Source organism: Xenorhabdus sp. SGI240 (assembly GCF_040081915.1).
GTDB classification, from domain to species: domain Bacteria; phylum Pseudomonadota; class Gammaproteobacteria; order Enterobacterales; family Enterobacteriaceae; genus Xenorhabdus; species Xenorhabdus bakwenae.
Genome location: NZ_JBEBMB010000043.1, coordinates 15,577 through 31,215 on the forward strand (window position 1 = coordinate 15,577; position 15,639 = coordinate 31,215).

Sequence of the window (15,639 nt, forward strand, 5' to 3'; positions counted from 1 at the left end):
GATATGTCACTGAGATTTGGACACCATAACGCGATTAATTTCGAACTTACTCTGACAGATGTTGTTTCAGAAGTGAAATAACGGTTTCAATATCCGGTAATGAAGGATGCCCAACCTTTCGTTGTAGTGAAACATCAAAATTTTCATGCCACACGGGTTCAATGACGTGATAACCATCATCACGTAGTTGCGTGATATTGCGGCGTGTCGCTTTTTTTTCCCACATCACGTGCCCCATGACAGGAAAAAACAGCACAGGAAATGTAGAGGCCAGAATAACTGTGGTTAATCGATGGGTTGCGCCACCACAAGCAACGGTCGCAAGTGTGTTAGCGGTTGCAGGTAAAACGGCCAGAATGTCATGATCCGCGACAATGCGTGAAGGTTTGTCTGTTGGCCAATCGTGTGGCATCTCTCCGCTAATGACCCGATCGGCATAGAGCGCTACGGTTGAGGCGGGTAAAAAGGTGGTGGCATTGTTTGTCATCAATACGGTTAATGTACAGTCAATCGTCGCCTTAATTGCTGAAAGATATTTGGGGAGGAGGGTGATATCCACTGATCCGGTTGCTCCAATTAAGATCCGAGGTGTTATCTGTGGAATTATTTCATCATTCTTCATCGGTAAATTAGCCTCTTATTCTAAAAATAGATGATGAACTATACGCGTTAGCGTGTTCCAGTAACCCGTCTAGTTGTACTAAGTAAGAACCCTTGCCATGACGCTCTTGCCATTCCCGTGGATATCCCAAAGAGACTTCTAAATGAGCAACATCGTGAATGTATTCGAGATTAGGCATATGTAAGTGTCCATATACCACTATACGAATCCCTTTTCTTGATGCCCATTGATGCGTTTTTTCACTGCCACACCAAATGGAAAATTCGCTATTGCGTAAGGATTCGAGCGGCTTACGGATGATGGGGAAATGGCTGATAAGTACGATATCGTCGCCATCTGGAATGGCATTCAAGCGTTTTTCGGTATATTGGATACGCTCCCGACACCAATCGATAACATTGCTATGGGGATAGGTTTTCAGGAAGAACTCGTCAGAGCTAATGACACCACAACGACGAGCGCGATCTATGGCCTGTTCCGCCGTATAGTCATAGGTATTTCTAAATGAATAATCGTATAGGGTAAAAACAGGGGCAATGGTCACCGTTGTACCATTGCCTGTGCGGTAATGACGAAACTCATCTTCGGGGGTGAGTACGTTATGCTGTCGGCAGATATTGACCAGATGTTCATAACGCAGTACGCCGGGCAACTTGAGTTGATCTTTGGGTGTGCACCAGAGTTCATGGTTGCCCGGCGTCCAGACGACTTGAGCAAACCGTTGGGAAAGCATACTGATGACCCAGGTAAAGTCTGATTCCTGCTCTGCAATATCACCGGCTAGCAACAGCCAATCATCAGGTGCTGATGGCCTGAATGATTCGACGATAGCCCTGTTTGTTGCATGAGAGACATGTAAGTCACTGACAGCCAACAGCATAAGCTCACCTCTTTGCTTCTAAGTTTCTTCAAAAATCAGGGCGTTCCTGGGGGGGCTTCCCCCCATCCCCACTTAGGTACAGTTTCTCGACGGGAAGGAACCGCATTGGGCTGAGAATTGGCCTCCGCTCTGCGTGAACCCCATTCGATATAACCGGCAAAGGCTGAACGAAATTCAGGATCAGAAGGTAAGCCGATTTCATCAGCTGACGTCATCAACAATTCCACCCATCTCTTTCTTTGTTCAGGTTGAATGCTTCTGCCACGGTGACGGCTTAACATGATTTTGAAGCCACCCCGATCTTCGGTATAGCGATTTTCCCCACCGAGCACTTCTTCCAACCACATGGCGACATGACCAGGGTGATCGGATTTCATGTTTTTAAACAGCGGAGCAAGCAGCTCGTCTTTTTCGACCTTGGCATAAAAAGTGTCCATGAGCTTCATGAGCACCTCTCGACCCCCCATCCATTCAAATAAGGTCGGTGTTTCATTTGCCATAACATAACCTCTCGTATGAGTATATTAATGATGTTGCGACTCAGGTAATGGCGACTTGTTGATATCCATTACCCTAACTCCAAAGACGCAATGGCCTTGACCTTATCCAGCCGCCCCTTTGGTATGAGATTGCCTTTGTACATTCTGTATGTGTTAAACAGTCCCTTTAGCCCATATTCGCTAGCCAATTGGAGAAACTCATTGTTATCGGTTTCGGGAACATCGACTGATACAGGTAAACCATCAGGGATCTGTGCGAATGCGGTAAGGGCTAATGTTTCAACAGCGTCCGCGTTATCGGCAAAGAAAGGGCCTATTCGGTAGCCATTTTGCGATCGTCTTATGCCAATAACGCCGGAAATTTCCGTTCCGGAATAAGTACAAAAGCCATAACGTTCTTTGCCCCAGAACCAATTAGCCAGTAATGCCCCCCGATAAACACCAATGCATTTAGCATCATATTTAATGACTTCATCAATATTGGCGGGTGTAATCGGAATAGCACCCGCTGGTGGCGTGATTTTTTGCGTGATGAGTCCGGAAAGCCGGACATTACGGTAATGGATGGCAAATCCTCTTTTTTCGTAGAGTTGCGTTCTATCCCAGTTACCATCACAGCCAATTGTGCGGTGTGCTGCATAGTCCATAGACCATTTCCAGATTTTTCCTGCGCAAACGTGATTGCGGAATTCGGGTAATATGATGAAATTGCCACCGAACGAATAAAAATCGGAATAACTCACCATCGATATTGAGGCGATGGGTTGCATACCCCGATAGGCGATGAAAAAAGCCTCTGGATCTACCCGAAAGAAACAGGCTGCATCGTCCACATTCATATCCCAGTTCTCGGCCTTTGCCCAATTAAGAATGATCGAGTTCCATTGACTGACATTGACTGATCGAATGAGACACGACTGGCTGTTCATCTTATTCATAGCTGATATATCCTCCCCCAACCACTTATCACGGTGACTTAAAGACCAATGGATTTACTGATGATTTCTTGCAGCACCTCGCTGGTTCCGCCGTAAATAGTCTGGGCGCGGCTATTTAGCCAATTCTTACCCGCAATGGAATCACGCATATAACCCAAGCCGCCGTGCAATTGCAGGCAACGATCTGCCACTTTCATTTGCAGTTCGGTCGTCCACCACTTGATGCGGGCTGCATCCACTAAACTGAACAGCCCCTGATTTAAGCGTTCAACGGCGTTATCCAGGTAAATGCGGGCAATTTTTACTTCGGTATCTAATTGCGCAAGAATAAAACGGTTGTATTGAAAGGAGCCGATCGGTTGATTGAAGGCCGTTCTTTCTTTCACATATTCCAGTGTGCTCTGCAATATATGTTCTGCACTGGCAACCGCCACAGTTGAGATACTGAGGCGTTCGCGGGGCATGGCTGACATAAAGTAATAGTTGCCGAGATTCTCACGGCCAATCAGGTTGGTGACAGGAACCTTGCAGTCATGGAAAAAGAGTTCAGCCGTATCGCTGCCATTCCAGCCGATTTTCTTTACTGGCTCTCCTCTGGTGAATCCGGGCATATCCCGTTCTATTGCCAGTAAACTGATACCCTGGCCTTGTTGCCCCTCTTCTGTTTTTACCGCCACCACGATCAGATCCGCATTGATGCCATTGGTGATGTAAGCTTTACCGCCATTCACCAGATAGTGATCCCCTCGGCGTTTAGCCACGGTTTTGATGTCTGCGGTATTGGAACCTCCAGTCGACTCCGTCATGGCAATGGCGGCGACCCGTTGTCCGCTGCACAATTCCGGCAGCCACCTCTTTTTCTGTTCCTGATTCCCGAGGGCAAAAATGTAGCTAGCAACAATATCGTTATGGGCCACGATCCCGGGTACAGTGACACCTGCCTTGATGAGTTCTTCTGTCAGAATAACGGCGAACCGATAGTCGTGTTTTCCCAATCCCCCGAATTCAGGGCTGACACTTATGCCTAACAACCCTGACTGACCTAATTTCTGCCAAAATGTGCGTTCAACCAGCCCGTTCTCTTCCCATTTCTGATGCTCAGGGACGATTTCACGTTCAAGGAATTCACGGCAAGATTTCCGGTAATTATCAAAATTATCAATCTCAATACGCATATACACTCCAGATTTGTTGTCAGCCCGTTGCCTTACTCAGTAGTATTTGTTTGATGACGTCCCAATGCCGATACACAGCAAAGTGATCCCCTTCAATATGCGTGAGGGAAATATCGCCAGCGGTGTAATTTTTCCAGGCCTCCATGTCTGCCAAAGTGACATAACTGTCGTGAGTGGCGGAAACCAACACCAGTGGATAACTCACTTGTATATTGCTAAGCCGGGGAAATTGGCTGCGTATCAGGTAATCATTGCGCAGTTGCCGGATGATGGGTTTTATCAGCGCAGGTTCATTCAAGATTGCGTCGGGTGTACCTTGATCCGCTTTGGTTTTCTGCATCAATTGTTCATCTGTCCATGTATGCCGTTCATCTTCGGGTTGACGATGAGGGGGAACAGAGCTGGATACCACGCCAAATAAAGGCGAAGTGCCATAGTTTTTTAATGCCCGACCCACCGCGATACTCAGCACGCCACCAAAGCTATGACCAAAGGTGATCCACTCCGTGAAACCCTGAGCTTGTTTCTGCTGAAAATCGGCCCGGATATCGGATGCCAGTCGTTCAATCAGGGCGTCGAGATCGTGAATTTCAGGCTCTTTAGCCAGATAACCACGACCCGGGATCGCAACGGGTTGTAAGATCGCCGATTGGGTGGTCATAAGATCATTTAGCCAGGGGCGATAAGTCGCTGTTGTTGCTCCTGCATGAGGAAAGGCATAAATCACCCGTCTGCCATTAGTTGCCATTTCTCCTCCGCTCGCGGGTGGTTTCTCTCTCTAGCAGAAAACGGACAATACGTTCAGCCACCATAATGGTTGTCAGATTGGTTGGCATAGAGGGAATCGTGGGGAAGAGAGAAGCGTCGGCAACGGTTACCCCCGTCACGCCACGGACTCGGCCATCTTCTTGCGTGGCGCTATCAGGATCATCATGGGCACCCATTCTGATCGTTCCCGACGCGTGCCAGCCTGGATTAACCAGGTTTTTGATTGCGCTGTTCATGATTTCATCGTTATGAATCATGGAGTCTGACCAAAATTGGATGCCATCAAGGAAAACATCGACTTCCGGGTGGCGTAAAACCTGCCAAATTTTGCGTACTCCCCCGATAAGGCGGGCGATATCTGACGGGGAGCGGGTTAACGGCAGATCAATTTGTGGTAATACTGTGGGCGTAGCGGAATTGATGAAAACCCGTCCTTGAATCTCTGGACGCATCAACATGACCGAAGCGCCAACCAGCATTGGGTAAGTCACGCGATCTCTGAACCCCGGTACGGTGTCACTGGCAACATTGTTCAGCAGGCCAATTTGCACATCGACTTTTGCGTCATAACCGCTTCTAATGCGGGCAGCAATTTGCCGCCACGGCAAGCCAGTAGTACAGACACCGGCTTTAGGCAGCGCCCAGAGCACCACGGAAGCATGATCAGTCAGATTTCTGCCAACGGCGGGCACTTGCGCAACAACAGGGATCCCTAATCTGCTCAGATGTTCTGGATCACCCACTCCTGAGCGTTGTAATAATGTTGCCGAACCAATTGCGCCAGCGCAGAGAACAATTTGTCTGGCCTGATAAACCTGCTCTTCTTCCGCCTGAATAATTCTTACTCCTGAAGCAACAGTGCCATTGAAAATGATCTGTGTGACCAAGGCATCTGTCAGCACATGCAGATTTTCCCTATTCAGGACCGGTTCAAGGTATGAACGATACACATCGACTCTTTCGGCGCCGTTAACGACATTGGCGGGCACAGGGCCGACAGCAGGATCTTCACCGATATTGAGATCATCGGCGTAAGGTACGCCAAACTGTTCGCAGGCATGGGCAAAAGCCATATCAAGAGGATGGATCTCGCTATTTGCCGGTCTGCGCAGACACATCGGACCCTGTGATCCGTGGTTATCATCACCGATATAATCAGTGTCATTCTCCAAATGCTTAAACCACGGCAGAACTTGCTGCCAAGCCCAATCAGGACACCCCATTTTGGCCCATTTATCGAAATCGCCTGGAAATCCTCGCAGGGCAATGGCACCGTTAACGGCGGAGGAACCCCCAAGGACTTTCCCCACGCGATAATTGAACGGCTTGCGCTCCTTGTGCTTGCGAGTTTGTTGTGGGTTATCTTGTCTATGGGCAGGAGAAGCAATGAGAGCGGCGAACCGATCATCATCATTGCGCACATTGGCTTCGTAATCCCAATTATATCCTTCCAACACCAGCCTTGACGCATCTCTGAGTGGGCTGGCAGGATTGTGTACGTCAGATCCGTGGCCTGCTTCGATCAGTAGTACGGCTTTTGTGCTGTTTTCAGACAGGCGGGAGGCTGCCACACAGCCTGCTGAACCACCGCCTACCACGATATAATCATATATTTTGGTCATAGCTCTTTCACCGCCTGAGATTGGACGATTGTTTCAATGATGCGCGAGAAAGACTGAATATTAGAGTTCATGAACAGCCCTTCGATAATGTCCTGTTCGCCAACTGGCGTAATATTAAATGCCTGTCGCAGCGCACTCAGTAAACCAACGGCATGGAGTGAGTCCCCGCCAATATCAAAAAAGCCATCGGTGACATCAAAATCATCGTGCTGAAGTTGTGCCTGCCAGAGTTTCAGGATCTTCGCTTCTATCTCATTAGCGGGTTCAACCGGCGCATCCGCATGTTCCTCGCTATCAGACCAGGGAATGGGCAGCGCTTTACGGTCAATTTTTCCATTACTGGTTAACGGCATATGGGGTAATAAGATGTAATAACTGGGCACCATATAAGAGGGCAACGTTTTGCGGGCAATTTCCCTCAATTGATCCTGAAAATAAGCCGGGTTATCCAACGTTCCTGGCATCTCAGGCACAACATAGGAGACGATATGTCGTTGTCCGGTTTTGGCATGGACAGGGGCATCAATGACAACATGGCTGGCATTTTCGTGGGTCAGCAGGCAGGCTTCAATTTCACCTAATTCAATGCGGTAGCCATTGATTTTTACCTGATTATCTTCGCGCCCTAAAATTTCTATCAAGCCATCGGCAATATATCGTCCCAAATCTCCGGTTCTGTACAGCCTTTGGCCCGTGACGGGATGAGTTATAAAGCGCAGGGCGGTTTTTTCTGCGTCTCCCAAATAACCTTGAGTCACTCCGTCTCCGCCAATATAGAGTTCTCCGGTTACCCATTTGGGGCAGGGAAGGAGCCAGTTATTCAAAACATGGAAAGTCTGATTTGCCAGCGGTTTGCCATAAGGAATGCTTTTCCAGTTTTTATCAATTTTCTCAATCGGATAATGTATCGACCAGATAGAGCCTTCAGTCGCGCCACCGAGACTGATGATCGCAGTATTTGGCAAACTTTCCCGAATACGTTCAGGGAGATCGACAGGTATCCAGTCTCCGCTCATGAGGATTAACCTTAATTGGATCGTGGACAATGCGGAACCATTTCTGTCTACCAATACTTTTACGGGGGCAGGGACACTATTCCAGATCGTAATTTGATGTTTAATCAACATGTCTAGCCAGATTTTGGGGTCATTGGCCGTTTCTGGCATGGAAAAAATAACTTTTCCCCCCACACCTAATAGCCCGAAATAGTCATAGACGGACAAATCAAACCCGGCAGGCGCGACAGACAACACAACATCTTTTTCTGTGACCTGGAATTTATGATTAATATCCAGCACGGTATTGGCGGCATTCCGGTGGGAAGCCATTACCCCTTTCGGTTCCCCTGTCGAACCGGAGGTAAAGATGACATAGGCCAGATCATCTAATCCTTGCATTGAAGGCATGGAAGACCAATGTGCCGTAGCCATTTGCGCTGTCTCCATTGCCTGATGCATAGAACACTCATCCAGATTGATGCGAAATAAATCCGTAAATTCATCATGTCCAAAAACCGTGCTATCAGTGACAATCCCTTTGGCTGAACAGCGGTTGAGTAGACTCATGCGGCGTTCCGCAGGAAGTTGAGGATCAATGGCGACATAGGCAGCACCTGACATAAGAATACCCAATAAACTGATGACCAACTCCGGGCTTTGTGGCAGAGAGACGGCGACAATATCATTGGGATGAATGGGAACAGCGGCGCGTAGTTGTTGTGCTATTGCACAGGCTGTGTTGGCCATTTCTGCATAGGTAACCTGCTTTTCTCCCTGAATCATCGCAATTGAGTCGGGAAATTTGTCTGCGGCCTGTAAGACCATTTCATGTAGCAGTTTGAAATCAAATTTGGTTTCTGTTGCATTGGCTTGTGTGCGTTCCAGCCGATCTGAGTCCGGCAATTTCACCAATGGTGTGCTTGTATCCCATACTGAATCATTTTCCGCACAAGTTGCTATCAGCGCCATATACGCATCCAACATGGCTTCCACCATGCCATCAGGGAATAGCTCATTAACGGTATTCCAGTTAATTTTCACACGATCATCAACACGAACAATCTGGTTCTCTAACCAGACTTGTGGGGTTTGATTACTGCTATAAACCTGGCTTGCCTCCGTCCAACCGACATCTGTCACGACATTATCCAAATTGGCCGTCAGGGTATTGCTAAATACGACGGGGGCGGTTGCTGCTCGGTTGCTATGACTTCGGCGGGTCAGCTCTCTTAGAACCTGAACACCATTATAGGAACAGTGCCAGCGATTCATCATCAAATCAGTCTGGATCTGTACCAAACGATCATTGAGGCTTTCTTCTCCTGTTCCGCCAATTCCCAGTAACATGGGTTGCAGGAAGTTACCGACCACATTTTCAATACCCGCAAAATAGGGGCGGCGTCCAAATTGCGTAACTGTCAGTGTAAAAGTTTGACGTTTCGACCATTGACGAAGCACTTCTGTGTACATACCGAGAAGTACCGTTTCTAACGTCAACTTGCGTAATTCGGCTTTTTTTCTAAGAGCGAATAATGTTTCCGAAGAAATTGTTCGGCTGTAACGTTTGAACACAGGCGGGGAAATGATCTCTGGCGCATTTTTTAACGGTAATTCAGGCGGTTGAGGTAAATGCTCTAGCTGTTGTTCCCAATAAGTTTTATCGCGTAATCCTTGTGGTTGCCCCTGTAGGTAACGTTCTAATTTGATATAACCGGGAAAATTCAGATGGTTAGGTAGAGCAGGTAGGTCATGGCCTTGATAAATTTGCCACCAGTCACGTAATACCAAATGGACGCTATGAATATCGACAAACATCAGATCGAAATAAATATGCAGACGGGTAATATCATCATTCAGTATTGTTGCCCGTATATCGAATGTAGGTGCTTTATCGACAGGTAATAATTGCGTTTCCATTTCCTGACGAAGTCTTTCCAGCCTATTATCTTTTTCTGACTCTGACCACTTTCTACCATCCTGAATAGGAATGATATAATTTAATGGCGTGGATAAAATCCGCTGTTGTCCATCTAAAGATAAAGTCGCCCTTAACATAGGGTGATATTCAATAATTTTGTTTAATGCATTATTTAATAAATTGATATCTAATGAATTAATATCTAATTCAGTATATAGGCAACTGGTTAACCCTCCTAGCTCCAGTCCGGGATTACGCCCAATTAAATAGGCATATTGAATATCTGTTAATGGGAGATTTTCTGTCTCAATCGTATCTTCTTGTAGAGCTATAGGAATGATAATATTTATTAATGGTAATCTGTTTTTAAGTATCCCATTAACCTGTTCTTTCAATTTTGATAGCTCTACGTCTAAATTTTTATTTTCTGATTTATATAATTCAGGGGGATTAGCGGTTTCTAATCCCGATTCTTGTAAGGCCTGGAGAAAATTTTTCATGCATTATCCCTTATATTTGATTGATAAGTTAATTTATATTTTTTTGAAGTTATTTTTTATCTTTTAAATAAAATGGTGCTGGGAATATGGCTCAAATTCTTAACAAGGAATATTTTTACAGTTCACCAATTTATTTTGGTTAAAATAAACATTATTTACTATCAGATTAATATATTGACTTACGGGTTTAAAATAAAAACAGTGCATATTCAGACGCCTCATTAATCTTGGGAAGGTATTTGTAAGGTCTTTGGTTTTATTTGTTGGTTTGCTTTTATGCAAAAATAACATGTTTATAACTAAATGTAATATCAAATAATAATATTTTATTAACGATTATTGTTATCTGCTAATCCCCGTGGGTCAGTTAATAACTACATGTTAATATATTACTAAGTTATTTTTTTGTTTTTAATATTTATTATGTGAAATTATCGTATTTATGATTGGCAAATTTTTCCTGTTTTTTCTCTGGTTAAAGTGATTAATTTGAATTTATCTATTTGATTTTTTTATTATTATATTTGTTCGCTATTGATTGGATAAATTTTGTGTGATTTATTTTAAGGATTTTAATAACTGACTGTTCTTAATTGATAGCCTATGCCTATCTTCATGATAGGAAAAGATCTATTGATCTAACCATGATATTCAATATAATAATTGAATTAAGGGTGTCGAATATTCTGCTCCCACATTTCGTTTATGATCTGCATTTTAGTAACTTAAAAATTTTCACTGAGGATTCAATATGGGTACATTAATTGAATTAACCGAAGATAATTTTGATAGTGTGGTCAATACCAAAGGGATCTGTATTGTTAGATTCTGGGCACCGTGGTGTGGCCCGTGTCGTGCGGTAGCACCAACGTTTAATCAGTTATCAATCGATATGAAAGAGAGTGCCACTTTTGGGGAAATCAATATTGATGATGCCCATAATATCGCTATGAAATATGGCATTCGCAGCATACCAACGACATTAGTCTATAAAAATGGACAACCTGTAGATTCTCTGGTTGGGGTTGCTTCATTATCACAATTTAAGACTATGGTTTCTCAAAATTTATAGTTCAGGTTGAGTTAAATTTGAGGATTTGAGGAGCCTGCCTTACCTGACAATCCAAACTAATGTCATCATTTGCTTTTAATGAGTAAAACAAAGGAGACATTTAATGTCTGTTTATACGAAAGTATTCATTATAGGAACGGGTCTGCTGCGGCGATATGCAGCGAGGGCAGGTTTTTCTCCTGTTGTTGTCTCCGGTTTGGAACTCATCATTTTGAAATAATGACATCAAGCGTACGTTGGAATTTATGACTGCATTTTCATTAGGGCAACACCCTTTGGCGTCTGACTGGTTTAAATCTATTCAATATCTCTATGCGTAAGCCGTCTAAAACTTACGATAAATTCCATTCCGGCTGAAATAGCAAAAATGATGGATAAACTTCCAGTTGAAATCCGCAAAACGACGCGAGGCCGTATATTTCCCCGCTGCGCGGGGAAATATAACATGCATCTTGAAGTTGGATTGGTATAAGATCCAAATTGGATAACAATAAGAAAAATAGATGAACGTAAAAATGTATATTCCGTCGATAAAAATAATACAAATTTATCGACGGTTATTTAAAAATGAAATCAAGAAAATAATGTTAATAATAACGCAGCTAAATACAGACCAATACCATAAATAGTATGTGTCATCAGGCTTCTTAATCTGGCGGTGTTGGGGGCAGGTGTTTTAGATGCAGCCATCCCCATTCCCATACCAGGTTGCATAATGAAGAAAGGGGCAACTATAGTCACGATACCGATAATTAAAGCGGGCAGAAAAGTGGGGTTTTTTGCCCAATCTAAACCATAAATGAGTAACAGGAAACCGGCAAAAATAATCCCAATCAAATAGTGAGCAAACCAACCCATTCCGGTTTCACCTTTCACCGGTTCAGCCTGTAGAATGCTTGTATGAGTAAATTTCCCTTTGGGAATATGCCCAATCCAGCGTCCTACCATGCTATAGTTCAGTGAGGGAATACCGAAGCACCGTTTTATGAAAATCGCCCAAAGATCCATAACAACTGTTGCACCAGCGCCAATCAGTACAGCATAAACAATCAACTCCAATCCTTCATTCATCTGTTGCGATCCTCCGAATTGTGGCTATCTATTAATGGTCAATCAGCAGGTACTCGAAATGGCATAGAAACTCTGATACCATTCATTCAATTGATGCATTGAGTGTAATAATGGTGGAAGTGTAAAGTCAATGTTTAATAAACAACTTATTGTCGAGATTGCGGAAATTGCTAAGGTACTAGGAAATCTTCATCGGTTGGCACTGCTTGAATGTTTGGTTAACACTGAACACTCCGTGGAAAAGCTCTCAGAGCTTTCCGGTTTGTCAATTGCTAATACTTCCCAGCATCTCCAGCAGCTCAAACGTGCAGGGTTACTTCAGTCCCGTAAATCAGGAAAACATGTGCTTTATCGTCAGAGTGAAGGACCCATTATGGAAGTTATTTCGGTACTCCAGCAATATGCCGAATTTAACCGCGAAGAAATGCGCAGATTGATTGATGATTCAAACAACCAGGAAATAATTTCATGGGATGAGTTGTTGGACAGAATTAAGGAAAACAGCACGATATTACTGGATGTCAGACCAAAAGAGGAGTTTGAACAAGGTCATTTGCCCGATGCCATTAATATTCCTGTTGATGAGCTGGAGAACAGACTGGATGAATTGGCCACTCATCAGAAATTGATCGCCTATTGCCGTGGCCCTTATTGCGTACTTTCTGCCAATGCCCTCGCATTGCTTCGTGCTAAGGGAATTCAAGCCCGTCGGTTTAAAAAAGGATTTTCGGGTTGGAAAGAGGCCGGAATGCGCATCGAGACGAAGCCTTAATAAATATCTGGCGATCACAATCACACTTTTGTCGTGCGAAGATTGATCGATAAGGTTCTGAGTTGGTTCAGAACCTTTATGGCATACAATGATTAATAACAATAAGCAACATATGGGCTTTTAACGACGTGCACTTTTCGGCCTGAATGCGGTGACAACGCTTTCATCCGTTTCCACATAAGGGCCATCCAGCAATTGGATGCAGTAGGGAACACTGGCAAAAATTCCCGCTACCAACACCTTGCCATTTTCGTCTTTTAATCCTTCCAGTGTTTCTGCGATGGCTTTCGGTTGTCCGGGAAGGTTGAGAATCAGCGCTTGATTGCGGATCACGCCGACTTGTCGGGACAGAATGGCTGTTGGCACAAATTGAAGGCTGATTTGACGCATCTGTTCCCCAAATCCGGGCATTTCCCGATCCGCAATTGCCAGTGTTGCATCCGGCGTGACATCGCGACGAGCAGGCCCTGTTCCTCCGGTGGTGAGTACCAAATGGCATCCCAGTTCATCAACCAATTCACACAATGTTTGTTCAATCAGGATTTGTTCATCAGGGATCAGGCGGGTTTCTACGCTAAAAGGTGTGATAATCGTTGTTTTCAGCCATGTTTCCAGTGCGGGTAGCCCTTTATCCTGATAAACGCCGTTTGACGCGCGATCAGAAACAGACACGAGACCAATGCGCAATACATTCATACAAACCTCAATTAATTATAATAATAGGAAAAATAAAATTTGGTGGCTGCAACGTGAAATAAACAAAAGGCGACCCATTATGTGTCGCCTTTGTACAAGAAAAAATAGCGTATCGCTTGCGATTACAGCAAATCAGCGATCATGCTTTCAAGTTTGCCTTGGTCTACGGCAAACTTACGGATACCTTCCGCCAGTTTTTCAGTTGCCATTGCATCCTGATGGTGGTTCCAGTAGAACTCAGCTTCAGTCATTGGCGCAGGGCGCTCTTTGATTTCGCCGTCATAACCCAATTTACGTTCAACTTCACCAGCGGTTTCTGACAGCTCTTTCAGCAGTGATGGAGAGATTGTCAGGCGGTCACAGCCTGCCAGTTCCAGAATTTCACCAGAGTTACGGAAACTTGCTCCCATAACAACCGTGTTGTAACCGTGTTCTTTGTAGTACTGATAAATTTCAGCAACAGAAACCACACCTGGATCTTCATGCGGTGCGAACTCTTTCTTGTCGCCATTGGCTTTATACCAGTCAAGGATACGGCCAACAAATGGAGAAATCAGGTAGACCCCCGCTTCTGCACAAGCCCGTGCCTGGGCAAAGGAGAACAGCAGAGTCAGGTTACAGTTGATGCCTTCTTTTTCCAGTTGTTCCGCAGCACGGATGCCTTGCCAGGTGGAAGCCAGCTTGATCAGAATGCGATCGTTGCTGATACCTGCTTCGTTGTACAGTTTAATCAAACGTTTTGCTTTCGCTACGCTCGCTTCGGTGTCATAAGACAGGCGCGCATCAACTTCCGTGGAAATACGCCCAGGGATCAGTTTCAGAATTTCCAGACCAATGTTGACAGCTAATTTATCGCCGGCATCAATAAGTTGCTGCTCACGGGAATCGCTTTGACCACGCGCCCACTCAATAGCTTCATCGATCAGTGAGCGATATTCTGGAATTTGAGCTGCATTCAAAATCAGGGAAGGGTTGGTGGTCGCATCTTGCGGCTGATACAGTTTCATCGCCTCGATATCCCCGGTATCTGCGACTACTGTTGTCAGTTTACGCAGGGAAGTCAGTTTATCGGTCATGTTTAATATCTCATCGTTATACGTAAAATCTTTGGCAACATTGCCTCGCCATCTTGTGATAATAACATGGTCAAGCGCGGCTGTAAGGTAGGAAAATTCTCTCGCCGAGATTCTCCTCTTTTTGTCTTTTTTGCTAAAGTGGGGGAAGTCTGGATTATTAGGAAAAAATAATGCTTATTACCCTTTCACCTGCAAAAACACTTGATTATGGCAGTCCACTGGCAACAGAAAAGTTTAGCCAACCGCTGTTATTGGCGCAATCCCAACAACTGATCGAGATTTGCCGGACTTTAACGCCTGCGCAAATCGGCAGTTTGATGAGTATTAGTGATAAATTGGCGGGATTGAATGCTGCCCGTTTTGCCGAATGGCAGCCCAATTTCACGCCAGAAAATGCCCGTCAGGCGATGTTGGCATTTAAAGGCGATGTTTATACCGGTATGCAGGCTGAAACTTTCTCTGCTGACGATTTTGATTTTGCCCAAACACATTTAAGAATTCTATCTGGCCTGTATGGGGTCTTGCGTCCTCTTGATTTGATGCAGCCTTATCGTTTGGAGATGGGCATTAAGCTGGAAAATCCACGCGGTAAAGATCTGTATCAGTTTTGGGGCGATTGCATTACTGAAAATTTAAATGCGGCACTGGAACAACAAGGTGATGATGTTCTGGTCAATCTGGCATCAGATGAATATTTCAAATCAGTAAATAGCAAAAAGCTGGCAGCCAGGATTATCAAACCTGTTTTTCTGGATGAAAAAAATGGCAAATACAAGGTCATTAGCTTCTATGCTAAAAAAGCCCGTGGCCTGATGAGCCGTTTTATTATTCAGAACCAACTGACCGATCCAGCACGGCTGGTGGCGTTCAATCTGGAAGGGTACGCTTTTGATGAATCTCTCTCCTGCGGAGAGGCGTTGGTGTTTAAGCGTTCTGAACAGAAATAGTTTCTTGATATAACCAATTGGGTATATGGAACCCAGCATGGAATCACTCCACCTATAAATGGAAATTAGGAGGAGTGATCAATG

14 protein-coding genes are annotated in these 15,639 nt (G+C 44.8%); 3 read left to right on the forward strand and 11 right to left on the reverse strand.

Features of this window, described 5'->3' with window-relative positions; all coding sequences use genetic code 11:
* Nucleotides 1–46: 46 nt before the first annotated feature.
* The 8 genes from ABLA76_RS10375 to ABLA76_RS10410 all read right to left on the reverse strand — a co-directional run bounded on the left by ABLA76_RS10375 (nt 47) and on the right by ABLA76_RS10410 (nt 9,921).
* Nucleotides 47–622, reverse strand: coding sequence for a flavoprotein (locus ABLA76_RS10375; protein ID WP_348987862.1), 576 nt, complete (start codon nt 620–622; stop codon nt 47–49).
* 7 nt (nt 623–629) lie between these two features.
* Nucleotides 630–1,502 carry a metallophosphoesterase gene (locus ABLA76_RS10380; RefSeq protein ID WP_348987863.1) on the reverse strand — a complete coding sequence of 291 codons (873 nt, stop codon included), beginning with the start codon at nt 1,500–1,502 and terminating at the stop codon, nt 630–632.
* A gap of 35 nt (nt 1,503–1,537) precedes the next feature.
* Nucleotides 1,538–2,002: a group II truncated hemoglobin gene (locus ABLA76_RS10385; protein WP_348987864.1), complete on the reverse strand. Its 465-nt coding sequence runs from the start codon at nt 2,000–2,002 to the stop codon at nt 1,538–1,540.
* A 68-nt stretch (nt 2,003–2,070) separates the two neighbouring features.
* Nucleotides 2,071–2,940 (reverse strand): GNAT family N-acetyltransferase, encoded by an 870-nt coding sequence (locus ABLA76_RS10390; RefSeq protein ID WP_047766724.1) that lies wholly within the window; start codon nt 2,938–2,940, stop codon nt 2,071–2,073.
* A 38-nt stretch (nt 2,941–2,978) separates the two neighbouring features.
* Nucleotides 2,979–4,115 (reverse strand): acyl-CoA dehydrogenase family protein, encoded by a 1,137-nt coding sequence (locus tag ABLA76_RS10395; RefSeq protein ID WP_047766725.1) that lies wholly within the window; start codon nt 4,113–4,115, stop codon nt 2,979–2,981.
* 19 nt (nt 4,116–4,134) lie between these two features.
* Complete coding sequence (locus tag ABLA76_RS10400; protein WP_348987865.1) at nt 4,135–4,863, reverse strand: thioesterase domain-containing protein; 729 nt, start codon at nt 4,861–4,863, stop codon at nt 4,135–4,137.
* A complete protein-coding gene (locus ABLA76_RS10405) occupies nt 4,853–6,505 on the reverse strand; it encodes a GMC family oxidoreductase N-terminal domain-containing protein (RefSeq protein ID WP_348987866.1) in 1,653 nt (550 codons plus the stop codon). The genes ABLA76_RS10400 and ABLA76_RS10405 overlap by 11 nt, the downstream gene beginning before the upstream one ends.
* Nucleotides 6,502–9,921 carry an amino acid adenylation domain-containing protein gene (locus ABLA76_RS10410; protein ID WP_348987867.1) on the reverse strand — a complete coding sequence of 1,140 codons (3,420 nt, stop codon included), beginning with the start codon at nt 9,919–9,921 and terminating at the stop codon, nt 6,502–6,504. Before ABLA76_RS10410 ends, ABLA76_RS10405 begins: the two co-directional genes overlap by 4 nt.
* A gap of 751 nt (nt 9,922–10,672) precedes the next feature.
* Between ABLA76_RS10410 and trxA the strand changes: the two genes are divergently transcribed.
* Nucleotides 10,673–10,993: a thioredoxin gene (gene trxA / locus ABLA76_RS10415; RefSeq protein ID WP_047766729.1), complete on the forward strand. Its 321-nt coding sequence runs from the start codon at nt 10,673–10,675 to the stop codon at nt 10,991–10,993.
* Between the two features lie 573 nt (nt 10,994–11,566).
* Here trxA and ABLA76_RS10420 read toward each other — a convergent pair.
* Nucleotides 11,567–12,064 carry a DUF2938 domain-containing protein gene (locus ABLA76_RS10420; RefSeq protein WP_348987868.1) on the reverse strand — a complete coding sequence of 166 codons (498 nt, stop codon included), beginning with the start codon at nt 12,062–12,064 and terminating at the stop codon, nt 11,567–11,569.
* Between the two features lie 130 nt (nt 12,065–12,194).
* On the opposite strand from ABLA76_RS10420, the gene ABLA76_RS10425 reads away from it, so the two are divergent.
* Nucleotides 12,195–12,836, forward strand: a complete 642-nt coding sequence (locus ABLA76_RS10425) for a metalloregulator ArsR/SmtB family transcription factor (protein WP_348987869.1) — start codon at nt 12,195–12,197, stop codon at nt 12,834–12,836.
* Between the two features lie 120 nt (nt 12,837–12,956).
* On the opposite strand, the gene mog is transcribed toward ABLA76_RS10425, so the two are convergent.
* Both mog and tal read right to left on the reverse strand, forming a co-directional pair.
* Nucleotides 12,957–13,532: a molybdopterin adenylyltransferase gene (gene mog / locus ABLA76_RS10430; protein WP_348987870.1), complete on the reverse strand. Its 576-nt coding sequence runs from the start codon at nt 13,530–13,532 to the stop codon at nt 12,957–12,959.
* A 122-nt stretch (nt 13,533–13,654) separates the two neighbouring features.
* Nucleotides 13,655–14,608: a transaldolase gene (gene tal / locus ABLA76_RS10435; protein ID WP_348987871.1), complete on the reverse strand. Its 954-nt coding sequence runs from the start codon at nt 14,606–14,608 to the stop codon at nt 13,655–13,657.
* 170 nt (nt 14,609–14,778) lie between these two features.
* On the opposite strand from tal, the gene yaaA reads away from it, so the two are divergent.
* Nucleotides 14,779–15,555, forward strand: coding sequence for a peroxide stress protein YaaA (gene yaaA / locus ABLA76_RS10440; RefSeq protein WP_348987872.1), 777 nt, complete (start codon nt 14,779–14,781; stop codon nt 15,553–15,555).
* Nucleotides 15,556–15,639: the final 84 nt, after the last annotated feature.

Bases quoted from the DNA above. Each gene is read 5' to 3' on its own strand.
- ABLA76_RS10375 (WP_348987862.1), bottom strand. From the start codon at position 622: ATGAAGAATGATGAAATAATTCCACAGATAACACCTCGGATCTTAATT.
- ABLA76_RS10380 (WP_348987863.1), bottom strand. From the start codon at position 1,502: ATGCTGTTGGCTGTCAGTGACTTACATGTCTCTCATGCAACAAACAGG.
- ABLA76_RS10385 (WP_348987864.1), bottom strand. From the start codon at position 2,002: ATGGCAAATGAAACACCGACCTTATTTGAATGGATGGGGGGTCGAGAG.
- ABLA76_RS10390 (WP_047766724.1), bottom strand. From the start codon at position 2,940: ATGAATAAGATGAACAGCCAGTCGTGTCTCATTCGATCAGTCAATGTC.
- ABLA76_RS10395 (WP_047766725.1), bottom strand. From the start codon at position 4,115: ATGCGTATTGAGATTGATAATTTTGATAATTACCGGAAATCTTGCCGT.
- ABLA76_RS10400 (WP_348987865.1), bottom strand. From the start codon at position 4,863: ATGGCAACTAATGGCAGACGGGTGATTTATGCCTTTCCTCATGCAGGA.
- ABLA76_RS10405 (WP_348987866.1), bottom strand. From the start codon at position 6,505: ATGACCAAAATATATGATTATATCGTGGTAGGCGGTGGTTCAGCAGGC.
- ABLA76_RS10410 (WP_348987867.1), bottom strand. From the start codon at position 9,921: ATGAAAAATTTTCTCCAGGCCTTACAAGAATCGGGATTAGAAACCGCT.
- trxA (WP_047766729.1), top strand. From the start codon at position 10,673: ATGGGTACATTAATTGAATTAACCGAAGATAATTTTGATAGTGTGGTC.
- ABLA76_RS10420 (WP_348987868.1), bottom strand. From the start codon at position 12,064: ATGAATGAAGGATTGGAGTTGATTGTTTATGCTGTACTGATTGGCGCT.
- ABLA76_RS10425 (WP_348987869.1), top strand. From the start codon at position 12,195: ATGTTTAATAAACAACTTATTGTCGAGATTGCGGAAATTGCTAAGGTA.
- mog (WP_348987870.1), bottom strand. From the start codon at position 13,532: ATGAATGTATTGCGCATTGGTCTCGTGTCTGTTTCTGATCGCGCGTCA.
- tal (WP_348987871.1), bottom strand. From the start codon at position 14,608: ATGACCGATAAACTGACTTCCCTGCGTAAACTGACAACAGTAGTCGCA.
- yaaA (WP_348987872.1), top strand. From the start codon at position 14,779: ATGCTTATTACCCTTTCACCTGCAAAAACACTTGATTATGGCAGTCCA.